The 13,342-nt window shown below is 41.7% G+C and carries 8 protein-coding genes and 2 tRNA genes; 7 read left to right on the forward strand and 3 right to left on the reverse strand.

Going from position 1 to position 13,342, the window contains the following annotated elements; translation table 11 throughout:
* Positions 1-51: 51 nt before the first annotated feature.
* Positions 52-130: transfer RNA gene (locus QUB63_RS06090), tRNA-Thr, on the reverse strand.
* 78 nt (positions 131-208) lie between these two features.
* Here QUB63_RS06090 and QUB63_RS06095 point away from each other — a divergent pair.
* From QUB63_RS06095 to QUB63_RS06105, 3 genes are all read left to right on the forward strand, one after another.
* Positions 209-1,399: a tyrosine-type recombinase/integrase gene (locus QUB63_RS06095; protein ID WP_332943908.1), complete on the forward strand. Its 1,191-nt coding sequence runs from the start codon at positions 209-211 to the stop codon at positions 1,397-1,399.
* A gap of 312 nt (positions 1,400-1,711) precedes the next feature.
* Positions 1,712-2,863, forward strand: a complete 1,152-nt coding sequence (locus tag QUB63_RS06100; protein ID WP_332943909.1) for a virulence-associated E family protein — start codon at positions 1,712-1,714, stop codon at positions 2,861-2,863.
* A gap of 408 nt (positions 2,864-3,271) precedes the next feature.
* Positions 3,272-5,716: a hypothetical protein gene (locus QUB63_RS06105; protein WP_332943910.1), complete on the forward strand. Its 2,445-nt coding sequence runs from the start codon at positions 3,272-3,274 to the stop codon at positions 5,714-5,716.
* A gap of 631 nt (positions 5,717-6,347) precedes the next feature.
* On the opposite strand, the gene QUB63_RS06110 is transcribed toward QUB63_RS06105, so the two are convergent.
* Both QUB63_RS06110 and QUB63_RS06115 read right to left on the reverse strand, forming a co-directional pair.
* A tRNA-Thr gene (locus tag QUB63_RS06110) sits at positions 6,348-6,420 on the reverse strand.
* Positions 6,421-6,938: 518 nt separating this feature from the next.
* The gene (locus QUB63_RS06115; RefSeq protein ID WP_332943911.1) at positions 6,939-9,098 is read right to left on the reverse strand and encodes a serine/threonine protein kinase; all 2,160 of its coding nucleotides are present in this window, start codon (positions 9,096-9,098) and stop codon (positions 6,939-6,941) included.
* A gap of 490 nt (positions 9,099-9,588) precedes the next feature.
* Between QUB63_RS06115 and QUB63_RS06120 the strand changes: the two genes are divergently transcribed.
* The 4 genes from QUB63_RS06120 (at position 9,589) to QUB63_RS06135 (ending at position 13,222) form a co-directional block, all read left to right on the forward strand.
* Positions 9,589-10,734 carry a sulfate ABC transporter substrate-binding protein gene (locus QUB63_RS06120; RefSeq protein ID WP_332943912.1) on the forward strand — a complete coding sequence of 382 codons (1,146 nt, stop codon included), beginning with the start codon at positions 9,589-9,591 and terminating at the stop codon, positions 10,732-10,734.
* A 90-nt stretch (positions 10,735-10,824) separates the two neighbouring features.
* Complete coding sequence (cysT, locus tag QUB63_RS06125) at positions 10,825-11,685, forward strand: sulfate ABC transporter permease subunit CysT (protein WP_332943913.1); 861 nt, start codon at positions 10,825-10,827, stop codon at positions 11,683-11,685.
* Positions 11,675-12,556, forward strand: a complete 882-nt coding sequence (gene cysW, locus QUB63_RS06130; protein ID WP_332943914.1) for a sulfate ABC transporter permease subunit CysW — start codon at positions 11,675-11,677, stop codon at positions 12,554-12,556. Before cysT ends, cysW begins: the two co-directional genes overlap by 11 nt.
* 306 nt (positions 12,557-12,862) lie before the next feature.
* Positions 12,863-13,222: an NIL domain-containing protein gene (locus tag QUB63_RS06135; RefSeq protein ID WP_332943915.1), complete on the forward strand. Its 360-nt coding sequence runs from the start codon at positions 12,863-12,865 to the stop codon at positions 13,220-13,222.
* Positions 13,223-13,342: the final 120 nt, after the last annotated feature.

A 13,342-nucleotide genomic window follows, 5' to 3' on the forward strand; every position in this document is an offset into this window, starting at 1 on the left:
GATTTGGAAGAGGACTAAAGTCCTCACTACGAACACCTGATTCTGCTTATAAAGCTGGTGACAAGACTCGAACTTGCGACAGGCTGATTACAAATCAGCTAGCTTTAACTACTTTTGAGGTAAACCAACGGCTTGAAGCTCTACTAGATACCCTCTGTCAAAGAAACTGGGTATGAGGCGGGTATGAAATTTACCCATACCCAAAATCATGTTTATCACCCCTGATGACAACAAAGATGGTGTAGTAGCTAAGTACGGTAAGGTTTCGGTAGAGCGATTCCAAGGTAGTTATCGTATTCGCTGGCGGTTTAATGGTAAACGTTACGTGATAACAGTGGGTAAAGCTGACACTGATACTACTCTCAAGGTAGCCAGTGCTAAGGCTCAAGAAATCAATAGCGATATCCTAATGGAACGCTTCGATGAGAGTCTAGCGAAATATTCCCCTAAACACGCACAAGCACTAGCACCTGTACAACGGGTAGCTAAGCTCAATCTAGCTGATGTTTGGGAACACTACAAGGAAGCCAATCTACAGCGAGTAGCTAAAACAACTCAAAAAAAAGACTGGAAAGAAGTAGAGAGGTGCTTAGCTAAAGTTTCCAGTGAAGCTCTTGACCTTGACAATCCTCACTTACTATTGCAGGAGTTATTGGAGCATTACAGTTCAAGTACCCTAAAAAAAGCAATTGCTAACATCAATGCTGCCTGCAACTGGTCTGTTGAAACTAAGTTAATCAGTGATAATCCCTATCACAATCTCAAAAAGCAACTGCCTAAAGGACAAAAAAGCAAACGTTCTAAAGAATGCTTTGAGCCTGAAGAAGTTAAAAGCATTATTCAGTCATTCTCAAGTAATGAATTCTGTTCACCTGCTAGTGCTTACTCTCATTCCTACTACTCTGGTTATGTAGAGTTTCTAGCTTTAACAGGTTTCCGACCAGAGGAAGCAATAGCTCTCAATTGGAATGATATCAAAGAAAGAAATGGGAGGACTGTGATAGTGGTTAGCAAAGCCTACTCAAAGGGAGAGTTAAAGGATACTAAAACCTACAATACTCGAATTTTCCCTTGCAATGACCAACTTCTTAGCCTCTTAAGACGCATTCCTAAACGTCAAAATGAAAATAATCTAGTCTTTCCTAGTGTAGAGGGAGGATATCTGAATCAAGATAATTTTCTCAATCGGCAATGGCGTCCTATAGTAATCAAACTGTACCAGTCTGGAAAAATTAGCCAATACCTACCCTGTTATAATCTTCGGCACTCATTCATCACTCGCTTAATTCGGGATGGTTATGACCCATCTACAGTAGCAGCACTGGTAGGCAATAGTCCTCAAGTTATTCTAGACCATTACCTAGCAGCTAAAAAGGATTTAACCTTACCTGAGTTGTAAGTGTCGTAAATAAAAAAGAAAATCAAGAGGATAGAGGCGAAAAACTTCTATCCTTTTCATTGTGCGTTGGTACGGTTTACCGAACATGAGATACGGTAATCTGGAAATTGCTTAATCTGTCCATTCAATTAACGACTCTCTATAATGAGTAATAGGTAAACACTGAACCTTGACAATTTAGGAGTCTCTTATTTTCTTGTCTTACAAGCAAGAACTTAGAGATTCTACGTTTCTAGCGATTTTGCTATGGCAATCTCCGTTAGAACATTTTAGTGGTGTTTATATGATTATTTATCTATTTTTTTTTTAAGAATGACGAACTACAAAGAAACAGACAGAATTATTGCTAATAACTTTGCTGATCGGTTAAACCTTAACAAAGTCACCAAGGATATTTACTTGGATGGAGAAGTATTTGACTTACCTAAGTTTAGGTATCAGGTTTCTCTCAAGCATAATACTGTCCTAGAGAATGATAAGTACATCCATGAACTAGCATACCTCTACGCTAGTAAAAATGTATTCTCTCCTTTAGAGGATTACTTAAATGTATGCGAGTCTAAGTTCCCAGATATAGACTACAAAGATGTTTTTAGAGAGCTTAATGAGAAAGTCCTACATATTGATCCTCATTCCTTAGAAGGATTATTTTTACCTAGGACTTTAGTAGGTGCAGTAGCGAGAGTGTTAAAGCCTGGTACTAAATTTGATACTGTACTTTTACTTAAAGGTTCTCAAGGCTTTTATAAGACTTCTTTCTTCAGGGAATTAGCGGGAGAAGATTTATTTACTTCTATGTCTTTGCAAGCTTATAATAAAGATGAGTTAATGATTTGTCATAGTAAGTGGATTATTGAGCTAGGAGAGTGTGAAGAGACTCTGACTGCGAGTAAGATGGGTAAGTTAAAAGCTTTTATTACTCAGCAAAGCGACACTCTTCGTAAACCCTATGATAGTAGACCGATTACACTACCTCGACAGTTTATTATAGTAGGTACAACGAATAAAGATAAGTTTTTAGTTGATGCTACAGGTAATAGAAGATTTTGGTGCGTAGATGTAAACGAGAAAATAGATATTGAATGGGTAAAAGAAAATAGAGATTTGATTTGGGCTAGTGCTGTTAAAGCCTACAAAGATAATTATCCTATCTACTTAAATGAAACTGAGCAAGAAATGCTTAATGCTGTAAATGAAAAATATCAAGCAAATGATATGTGGCAAGATATAGTAGCTGATTGGGTAGAGAAACGACAAGAGCCTTTTGTTTTGGGCGATGTCTTAACTGAGGCTATAAGAAAAGAACGTAAGTCTTGGAATAGAAAAGATGCAGAAAGGATTACTAATATTCTGAAAGATTTAGGCTTAGAAAAACCAACTAAAGCTAGTAGAGTCAACGGTAAGTCCGGTAAATACTGGGAAGTAGCTGTGGCTGTAACTGAGCAATTACCTAGTTACGGTTAAGTTACAAGCTGAATCCTTTATATATCAAGGGGTTCAGCTATTTTGTAACTGTGTAACCGTGTAACTGTAAAATCTTAACTAATCCTTTAGATCGATCGGTCAATCTAGTTAGTTAATTGATAGACCCGGAGAAAATAAATATCCAATGGTGTTAAAGTTAGTTGAGTTACAGTTACATAGTTACATAGTTACACTTGTCAGGATAAAGTCACCTACTGATAAATAGCTAAAACTATTGCTATAGAATTTTATGGTTTCAGACAATTAGGTGATTTAAGTCACAGTATATGCAGAGGACTACTGTTAAATTCATAGGTAAGGCTGGGAGAACTTTTAAATAATTACTAAAATTATTATAAGGTTCTATTTACTTAGTGAGAGTTCCCAAAAACAAAGGAGTTAAGTTTTATGAAAGCAGAATCAGAAGTATCTATTCCTTTTGCCAGATCTATCTTTTTAGATAAAGAATTTACACCTGATGATGATACGCTAAACTATGAATCCTATAAAAAGCTAGGTCTTACTTGTGGTAAATGTAGACAATCTATCTTTTTTAAGCGATGTAAAGAGAGAGTTTCTCACTTCTCTCATTTCAATGAGACAGGCAAAGGTTGTGAGTGGAAAACAAAGAACAATACCAACACCAGTAAACAAGACACTGATTCAGAAAGTAGAGAACAAAGCTTAGAAAAGTTCCAGATTAAATTTCACAGAATTCTTGATCGAGGGATAATCACTTATCAAAATATCTCAAAAATTCAACTTAAAAATTGCAAAGTTCAAGGTAAAACTTTAGTCGCTCAATATAGAATTGATATCGAGTCCTGGTTGAATGAGTTTAACAAGGAAAGAGAAAAGGAAACAGAACCTATTAGAGAAATTGCATTATCTATCTATAAGAATAATAATGAATTATCTGAGATACAGTGTCGAGTTTTGGCAAATCTAGTTGATTACTTATGCGTTCCCCCTAGTAAATATATTTTGGAAGATACCCTTTACTATGTGTTTTATTTGTTAAATAAAAACGTCTCTGTTAATAACGATTATCAGGAAGTTTGCTCTAAAGTCATTGAAATAATAAGTTTTGCTGATTGGGAGGAAAAAGAATATAAACGACCAAAAGAATTGGTAGAGCGACAAAGACCTAAGCCTATTAAGTTGGACGGTGCAAAAGTAGCACAGGGAACTGTAATATTTAGGTCGGTAGTTGGTACTACTCCTTTATTAGCTTGCTTAGTACCATCGGGTAAGCAATGGAAGTTAATAGGACTTCCGGTTAAAGTGCCAGAGTATGACCTTGCGAGGTATGTAGTAGGTAATCTCAGTCAGAATCAAGCTATTGCTTATCTGCATAGGGAAATTGACAGACTCAAAAATCAAAACAAGGTAAATAGTCTAAAGCTTATTGCTAAACTAGAAAACCTATTAATTGAGGTAGTAAAAGGGGAAAAGTTAAATTCCGATAGTTTGCGAGAATCTACTGTAGTAATCAGGAAATATTTAGACAAAGCAGAGTTTAAGCATAATTCCTTGTATACGGATAACTACTATAGGAGTCACACGTTAGGAGATGTTTCCTTTATTCAAGAATTAGAGAGTAAAAAATTAACATACACGTTTATTTGGGGGAGTGAGAAAGCCACGCGACAATCAGAAGTACCTAGTGTTATTAAATGGCTTAAGAGGGTTCCAACTAGCTTAGGAAAACAGTTTCCTATTACTTTTCCTAGCTTTGAAGAAATCCGGGATTATGTACGAAGTATCTTTAAATTTGAAAACGTGGAGCTAATCATCAAGGAAGAGAGAGGAATTTACATTGAGATATACTATGAAGGGAGGTTACAGGCTAGACAGCTTTTAGATATTACAAGTCAGATATCAAAGGACACAAGAGCGAGCAAGGTTTCTACTAAAGTATCTACATCGATCCAATATGTCGGAGATAGTGAGTTCTACAGTCTATTAAGGTGTACGAGTGCCGATCGGCAATTAGTACGGGAGGCTAAAAGCCAACTTGAAAAAATAGTGCAAGAGTTTCTAGCTGCTAATCCGGCAAGATTTAGGGGCGAAAACAAAGTATCAATGCCTACCTCAGTAGCAGATATTTGTGGATTTGGTTCTACTGCTAAGTCAATCAATCAAGTAATTGAAACCTTTAAAAAGTTCTCTCGTCCCTTTACTTCTGAATCAGAGGTGGGTAAAGGACAATTGATTAACTTCCAAACACTGCAAACCTACGATCAGCACAACGTTGCTCAGCTACTTGAGTTAATGACTAAGAACTGGAAACACTGGCCAAAAAGCAAGGATGAAAAAATAAAGTTAGGGGGGCAACTCTTCCATAAGCCCGATCCGGGTAAGTTAATGTTAGTAGTTCACAATCTACTAGATGAACAACCACATTTAGACACTTTAGTTTGGAGGGACTTGATTGATGTATTCTACCAACTGTCAAGATTGTCGATCGGTTTTAGGTGTGAGAATGGGGTAGTGCTAACCCCACATCACTTTTATGAGTCAGGTGTGGAAAGATGGAGTCATCGAATAAAGGTACAGCTAATTGATTTATTGCTAAAGGATCAATCAGCTAAGCAGTTACAGGCTGATAAAATCTTGAAAGATGCTGAAGATTTAAAGGATAAATTAGCAATCGAGTCAGCAATCAATCTAGTACGGAAAACAAAGCAGGGAAGTATTGAAGGTTGGTTGCAGATGTCAATAGCTACCCTATATGCAGCGCTTGAAAAAGTAGACAGTAAATGGGAATCTAAAGTGAGTGCCGATGTATTAAAGCACCTATCTGCATTACATGAGGCTCTGTCAATATCAGAACAAATAGAGGCAAGCTAGAAACAATTAGTTAGGGTATGATGTGGTAATCTACCCTAGCTCTTTCTACTAAAAGCATTCAACCTTCTTTGACTTAAGTCAGTAAAAAGAATAAAATTTAGTAGATGTCAACAAATAAAACAGGTATATATACACTACTAAGATAGGACATTATATGTAAAAAGTGATATAGGAAAGTATATATGAAATATGAGAATCTATAGGAACAGACTAGAGACGATAGCTAAATGGTTGAGGTTAGAGTAACCCGCTTTCCCTATGTGCTTCTATTACATAATTTATTTCAATGCAAACTCAAGCTTCTATAACTAAAACAAATCATATTATACGCCTCTAGATTGAGCTACATGGAGCGATAAGGCACGTCTGGGTATGAATTACATTTATTGTGTAGAGGAGCCTTAAAACTCGATTTAAGAGAGGTAGAGTGAGATGTGACAGCTTAGGGTCTAGGCAAGTAGAAGTATTAGGCAGTAATTATCTTTCTATCTAAAGAATTTTGATTTACTTATAAAGCCTAGCTTTAAGACCTTAGTTGGGTATGAAACAGGTATTGTAGTTCTAGACCCACTTCATACCTAGAAATGAGCAGAAGGCTAGAAGTCTTATCTAACCTTGGTTTGAGCTATAAAGCTGGTGACAAGACTCGAACTTGCGACAGGCTGATTACAAATCAGCTACTCTACCAACTGAGTTACACCAGCAGTGAAAATTAATATAGCAAACTTATCGCCATTAGCGCAACCCCCCAGCCAAGTTTTTTTTCAAATTAGCCCAAAAGCTCTCCCCGTAAGGGCAAAACCGGAATTATCGTCTCCTGGGCGCACCCCGACCTCAGAAACCGGGTTTCTTTCTATATTTCTCGTCACTCAACCCAAATTTTCTCAGAAACCCGGTTTCTCGCCTCATCCTGCGCGCACCCAGACCTCAGAAACCGGGTTTCTGAGTGTATTTCTGGTCACTCAACCCAAATTTTCCTAGAAACCCGGTTTCTCGCCCCAAAATCTAAAATCCTATCTAGTCGCGTGGTGGGGGCGGGTTTATATAGATTGTTAGTGAGAACAATAGATTTTTGGTGAACCCGCCCGTACAACTATTCTTGTTAATTAGCGGACAGGATCTGACGACTGAATACTGACAACTAACAACTGACAACTGAATACTGACAACTGACAACTGAATACTGACAACTGTCAACTGTCAACTGTCAACTGTCAACTGCCTAATCGCAGCGCCAAATCTTAATCGTCTGATCCGCACTGCCGCTGGCGAGCAAATTGCCCGAAGGTGCGATCGCCACTGAGTATACAGTACCCGAATGTCCCTTAAGAGTGCTCAACAGCTCCCCCGTCTGCAAATTCCAAATATTAATCGTATTATCATCGCAGCCGCTAGCCAAAGTCAAACCGTCCCCACTGATAGCAACCGAATCGCCCCGACTCACATAATTCTGCAAAATATGCAGCGCCTCATTCATGCCTAAATTCGCTACACCCTTTACCCTCGCAGAATTAGAATTTAAGATCCGCAACAAACGGCCCGTGTGCAAATTTCGCAGCTTAATCGTATAATCATTGCTGACGCTAGCCAGAATCTGACCGTCCGGCGCGATCGCCACAGAATTCACCCCAACATTCAACCCCGAAAGAGTCCGCAGCAACTTGCCGGTTTCCACATTCCAAACCTTGCTCGTCGCATCACTACTGCCGCTCGCCAATATTTTACCGTCCGGGCTAAAAACCACCGCATTCACATTGTTTGAATGACCCCTCAAAGTCCGCAGCAACTCGCCAGTCCGCAAATTCCAAAGCTTAATCGTATTATCAGCCCCGCCGCAGCTAGCAATTATCTGCCCCTTCGGGTTAATCGCCACCGAATTCACCTCCATAGAATGTCCCGGAAAAGTACACAATAAATCCCCGCTGTACAAATTCCAAAACTTAATTGTTTCGTCCGAACTGCCGCTGACCAACATTTTGCCGTCATAGCTAATAGCCACCGAATTTACGCGATCGGAATGTCCCGTCAGAGTGCCAATTAATTCCCCATTTTCTAAATTCCAAATCTTAATAGTTCTATCCCAACTGCCGCTAGCGAGAATTTTGCCATCAGGACTAATCGCCAGAGAATTCACAAACGATGAATGTCCCGGCAGCGTGTATGCGCACCGCCATTTCAGATTTTTAAATTTGTGAGCTAAGTCCTTCGCCCGCTTAGATGCCGCCTCAGCTTCCTCTCTGCGTTTGAGTTCCTCCTCCTCAAGACGCTTGCGTTCCGCCCTAGCTTTCGCCTCTCGCAGCGCCAGCCGCCGCATCTCTCCCTTATAAGTTATTCGCTGCTGCTCCTGAATTTCTTTAAGAGTTTCCATATATGGTAGAGCCCAATCTTTAGAAAACCATTCCCGAGCAAATTCTTCCTCTAAATTAAAGAGCTGAGGTTCGTGAGTAAAATCGATATTTAAATAATACAAATCAGCTAAAAAACCCGCCAATAACTTGTGAATTGTCACAATTATTTGCCGAATAATCCGCAGGCTCAGCTTTTCATCTTTCCCCTGGGCCTCCAACTGGTGATAAACCTCTTCCCAATTCCAAGGCTGCATCGCCACTAGAGAAACGCTCTGATTGATGATTCCCCAAAAACCGACATGAAAATTAACTTCATAATCGCTGATATCGCTGTACAATATAGCTGTCGGCACGGGAGACAAAACAGTCTGCAACCGCTCCACATCAATATCAGAAATCGCCTTTTTGAAATAGTCTCCGTAAAACTGAACCGGACAGGATTCTCCGTGCAGGGGGTAGTGCTGGTTCAAAAAAGATCTCAACTTAGCCGGCAGCTCGATATTTAGATTGTGGCGAAACGAATCCGGGCAATCTTGGCTAATTTTGGCCGGAGCAACTAACAACAGCAATCGGTGCTGCTGCTGCTGCAAAATCTGTTCAGTTTCCTGCCTGCTCAAATTAGAAAACCAGTTGTCTTTGTCCCAAAGAATTTGAATTTCGTTCAGTTTAACTCGAATTGCTTCTGATTGAAACTCCCGCATCAACTCGCGGGAAAGGCGACTAATTGCGCGCTTATCTCTCAATTCTTCTGCCTTAATTCGATTGGCGCGTTCTTCCTTTACCCGTTCTTCTTCTAGGCCGGCGATCGCAATTAACTCTTGTTCTCGGGCCTGCTGCCGCTGCAAATATTTCACTTGTGCTTTAATCCAGCGGGGGTCTTTTTTGATTTGCTGGTTCAAAGCAGAAGAACCAGACGGCTCAATTTCTGCATAGCGCTCGTTGACAGCGCTTGCTCCCAATCTTTCTCCCAATTCGCAGGCTACAGGCTTCAACAGTTCAATTAGGGTGTCTGAGACGGGGCGAGGTAATGACATACCAGTTAAAACTTTTTCTTACTTTGCGGGCGACAAGCAGCGAGTCAGGCGTATCCCGCTGGGGCTGGGATTTTTGGCATGGCCATACATTGGGGCGATCGGTCAATCGATTTTAGATTTTAGATTTTAGATTTTAGATTTACTTGCAGCATTAAATCTGGGAGCTTGAACTAGGGTCTGCTCCCGACTTAAGTTGGGGGCTTGTATCCGTTTTTGGGTGAGGAGCCAGCGTCTCCGTAAGGCGTATCGTGCAGCCGCGCAAGCTTCGCACCTTAACTCAATCATAGTGTTTCTACGGTTTACATTTTACCGCGAATCTGAGTGGAAAGTACCCAGGGAAAAGACTTGAGGATACTCGATCGACCCGGAGTTCCCCCTATTCGTTTTTTTTTGTTGCCATTTGACTCGCTGTTGTCTATAATCGTACTTCACAACCATAATTACGGTATTCCGACCTAATAACCGTACTTTCATTAGAGGAACAAATATAATGAGCCCGTGGCAACGCCTAACTCAACACCTTCACTGGCCGCAACAGCCACCAGCCGGCAAAAATCGATTGACTTCGCTCAAAAGATTTGTGTCGCTATTTTTAGTGGGAATAACTTTAAGTGTGGCCGTTGCATCCTGCGGCGGGGGAACCCCCAACAACCCCGCAGCCACTCCGGGCGCAAGTTCTAGCCCAGGAGCCAACAAAGGCAACGTAGAATTAACCCTAGTTTCCTTCGCCGTCACCAAAGCCGCCCACGAAGCGATCATTCCCAAATTTGTAGAACAGTGGAAAAAAGAAAAAGGCCAAACCGTCACCTTCAACCAAAGCTACGGCGGTTCCGGTTCCCAAACTCGGGCTGTCATTGACGGTTTAGAAGCCGACATCGTACACCTAGCCCTCGCCCTCGACACCAAAAAAATCGAAAAAGCCGGACTCATTGACACGGGGTGGGAAAAAGAAGCCCCCAACGAAGGCATAGTCAGCAAATCCGTAGCAGCAATAGTCACCCGCGAAGGCAATCCCAAAGGCATCAAAACCTGGGAAGATTTAAGCAAAGACGGAGTAAAAGTGATTACTGCCGATCCTAAAACATCAGGCGTTGCACGCTGGAATTTCCTCGCACTTTGGGGTTCGATTCTCAAAACCGGAGGAGACGAAACCAAAGCATTAGATTTTACAAGCAAAGTCTACAAAAACGTCCCCATCCTGACTAAAGATGCCCGCGAAGCCACCGACGTATTTTTCAAACAAGGCCAAGGCGACGCCTTAATTAACTACGAAAACGAGATTATTTTGGCAGGTCAGAAAGGCGAAAAACCGACTTATAGTATTCCCGAAGTCAATGTTTCGATCGACAATCCGATTGCCATTGTCGATAAAAACGTTGATAAACACGGTACTCGCGAAGTCGCCGAAGCATTTGTCAAATTTCTGTACACCCCAGAAGCTCAGCGAGAATTTGCCAAAGCCGGATTCCGCCCAATAGATGCCACAGTAGCCGCAGAACCAGAATTTGTCCAAAAATATGCCCCCATCAAAACCCTATTTACAGCTCAAGACTTAGGAGGTTGGGGAGATATTCAGAAGAAATTCTTCGATGACGGAGCTGTTTTTGACAAAATCCAAGGTTCGATTAAACAGTAGTAGCTGTAGGGACACGGCTGTAGGGACACGGCAGTGCCGTGTCCCTACTGGACTATACAACAATTCTTACCAACTCACAACTATTGACTTATGGCTGTATCATCTCCAACCAGCAACCCTCAATCTCCGATAGAAAATATCAAAAGGGCGATCGGCAAAATAACATTACCTTGGGGAATCACCCTAGGCTACCTCAGCTTAATGCTATTGCTCCCAGTTGCAGCAATGCTGCTGAAAGCCAGCACAGCAAACCCCGCCGAATTTTGGGCAATTGCCACCAGTCCGATCGCCCTTTCCGCCTACGATGTCACCTTCTTTACGGCATTAATTGCGGCATTAATTAACGGAGTCTTCGGCACATTAATTGCCTGGGTATTAGTCCGCTACGACTTTCCCTTAAAACGGATTGTCGATGCAATCGTCGATTTGCCTTTTGCACTGCCCACCTCCGTCGCCGGTTTAACTCTCGCCACAGTTTACAGCGATAACGGCTGGATTGGTTCGCTTTTTGCACCCTTGGGAATCAAGATATCCTTTACTCGCTTGGGTGTAGGTATAGCGATGATATTTATTTCCTTTCCATTTATAGTTAGAACCGTACAGCCTGTTTTAAACGAGATGGAAAAAGACATCGAAGAAGCAGCTTGGTGCTTAGGTGCTTCTCAATTTCAAACCTTCTGGCGAGTAGTTTTGCCGCCGTTATTTCCGTCTATCTTAACCGGAGTTGCCCTCGGATTTTCGCGAGCGGTTGGCGAGTACGGCTCTACTGTAATTGTAGCTTCTAACATACCGTTCAAGGATTTAATCGCGCCAGTATTAATTTTTCAAAGATTGGAACAGTACGACTATGCAGGAGCAACAGTTATCGGCACTATCCTGTTAGGTATTTCGCTGACAATGCTGTTCGCAATTAATCTATTACAAGCATGGAGAAGACGCTATGACGGCTAATATCAATTCACCCGCTGATTACAACAAATTTCCGCCCGCAGGTTCGAGCCGGAGTCAGGAAAAAGCGTGGGTAAAACCAACTTTAATCGGAATTGCGATCGCCTATCTTGCTCTTGTCTTATTTGTCCCCACGCTCAACGTTTTTTACCAAGCTTTCAGAAAGGGAGTAGAGCCATTTTTTTCTAACTTAACATCGCCCGAGTTTCTGCACGCAGCGCAACTTACCCTGGTGATTTCTCTGATAGTTGTGCCTGTAAATACAGTATTCGGTTTGTGTGCAGCCTGGGTAATTGGCCGCAACAAATTTCCGGGCCGCACGCTATTAATCAGCATTTTAGACGTGCCGTTTGCCATATCTCCCGTAGTTGCAGGTTTAATGATTGTACTGCTTTACGGTCGGGTGGGATGGTTCGGCCCGTGGCTGGAAGCCGCCGACATTAAGGTTATTTTTGCCTTCCCCGGAATGGTGCTGGCTACTGCTTTTGTTACCTTGCCTTTTGTGGCCCGCGAAGTGATTCCTGTTTTGGAAGAAGTGGGAACAGATCAAGAAGAAGCGGCGAAAACTTTGGGAGCAAATGACTGGCAAATTTTCTGGAATGTCACGCTTCCGAGTATTCGCTGGGGATTGCTTTACGGAGTAATTTTGACCAATGCTAGAGCAATGGGAGAATTTGGAGCCGTCTCTGTGGTGTCTGGAAATATTGCTAAAAAGACCCAAACTTTGCCTCTTTTTGTAGAGGATGCTTACAAGCAGTACGCGACGCAAGCAGCATTTTCCGCTGCCGTAATTCTCGGTTTATTAGCAGTTGTTACTCTCGTGCTTAAGGAGATTTTGGAACGGAAAACTAGCATTAAGGAGGTTAAGGAATAAAAAACAATCATGTGTTTTTGCGATCGCCCACTAATCGCAACTCTTCGTAACTTTCGGGTAAGCCACAACCACTCCCGGCTTGTCAACAAACACGTTAAACGTACTACCAGTCTACTGTTTGACTATTAGGCCCCGATCCCCCCTAGCCCCCCTTCTTAAGGGGGGAAATGGAAGCGCTCAAAGTGGGTCTTCGATCGGGGGAGTAGGGGGTATGCGAGGGGATCGGGCAAGAGGCTATAAACGAGTAAATTTAGGGTACAGAGTGCGCGCCTTACCCCTGAAACAAACAAACATTAGGAGACCGAAATGTTAGAGCAGAACAAGAGCGAACCTGAATTTGAGCCGATCGACAATTTCCACCAAACTCAACAATCAGACATCCGGCACGCTGAGCCTGGAGACAACAGATTAACTCAAACCCGCATTCGCATTCGCATTCCCAAAGAATACCATCAGGAACCTGTAATCTCTAACCTGATTTCGGAACACGGTTTGAAGGTAAATTTTAATGCAGCTTTGTTGGGTGGAAAAACTTCCGATGACGGTTGGTTTGATTTGGAACTTAACGGTACAAGTCAACAGATTGAAAGTGCTCTGATTTATCTGAACGATTTAGATGTGGAAATCTGGAGCAATTCCAATCATCCCGATGAAGAAACTTGGTAAACGTTTGTAGTGAGGACTTTAGTCCTCATAAAACTAGGACTCTGGGTTCTCACTACAAACCAATTTTATCGCCGTTGTCCGATCGCCCCAACTATCATTCCTTAGCCTAAAAATACCAAA

Origin of the sequence: Microcoleus sp. ARI1-B5 (genome assembly GCF_036705795.1) — a bacterium.
GTDB lineage: Bacteria > Cyanobacteriota > Cyanobacteriia > Cyanobacteriales > Microcoleaceae > Microcoleus.

Excerpts from the sequence above, each read along its gene's own strand:
- QUB63_RS06095 (WP_332943908.1), top strand. The coding sequence starts at position 209 with ATGTTTATCACCCCTGATGACAACAAAGATGGTGTAGTAGCTAAGTAC.
- QUB63_RS06120 (WP_332943912.1), top strand. The coding sequence starts at position 9,589 with ATGAGCCCGTGGCAACGCCTAACTCAACACCTTCACTGGCCGCAACAG.
- cysT (WP_332943913.1), top strand. The coding sequence starts at position 10,825 with ATGGCTGTATCATCTCCAACCAGCAACCCTCAATCTCCGATAGAAAAT.
- QUB63_RS06135 (WP_332943915.1), top strand. The coding sequence starts at position 12,863 with ATGTTAGAGCAGAACAAGAGCGAACCTGAATTTGAGCCGATCGACAAT.
- QUB63_RS06115 (WP_332943911.1), bottom strand. The coding sequence starts at position 9,098 with ATGTCATTACCTCGCCCCGTCTCAGACACCCTAATTGAACTGTTGAAG.
- QUB63_RS06100 (WP_332943909.1), top strand. The coding sequence starts at position 1,712 with ATGACGAACTACAAAGAAACAGACAGAATTATTGCTAATAACTTTGCT.
- QUB63_RS06105 (WP_332943910.1), top strand. The coding sequence starts at position 3,272 with ATGAAAGCAGAATCAGAAGTATCTATTCCTTTTGCCAGATCTATCTTT.
- cysW (WP_332943914.1), top strand. The coding sequence starts at position 11,675 with ATGACGGCTAATATCAATTCACCCGCTGATTACAACAAATTTCCGCCC.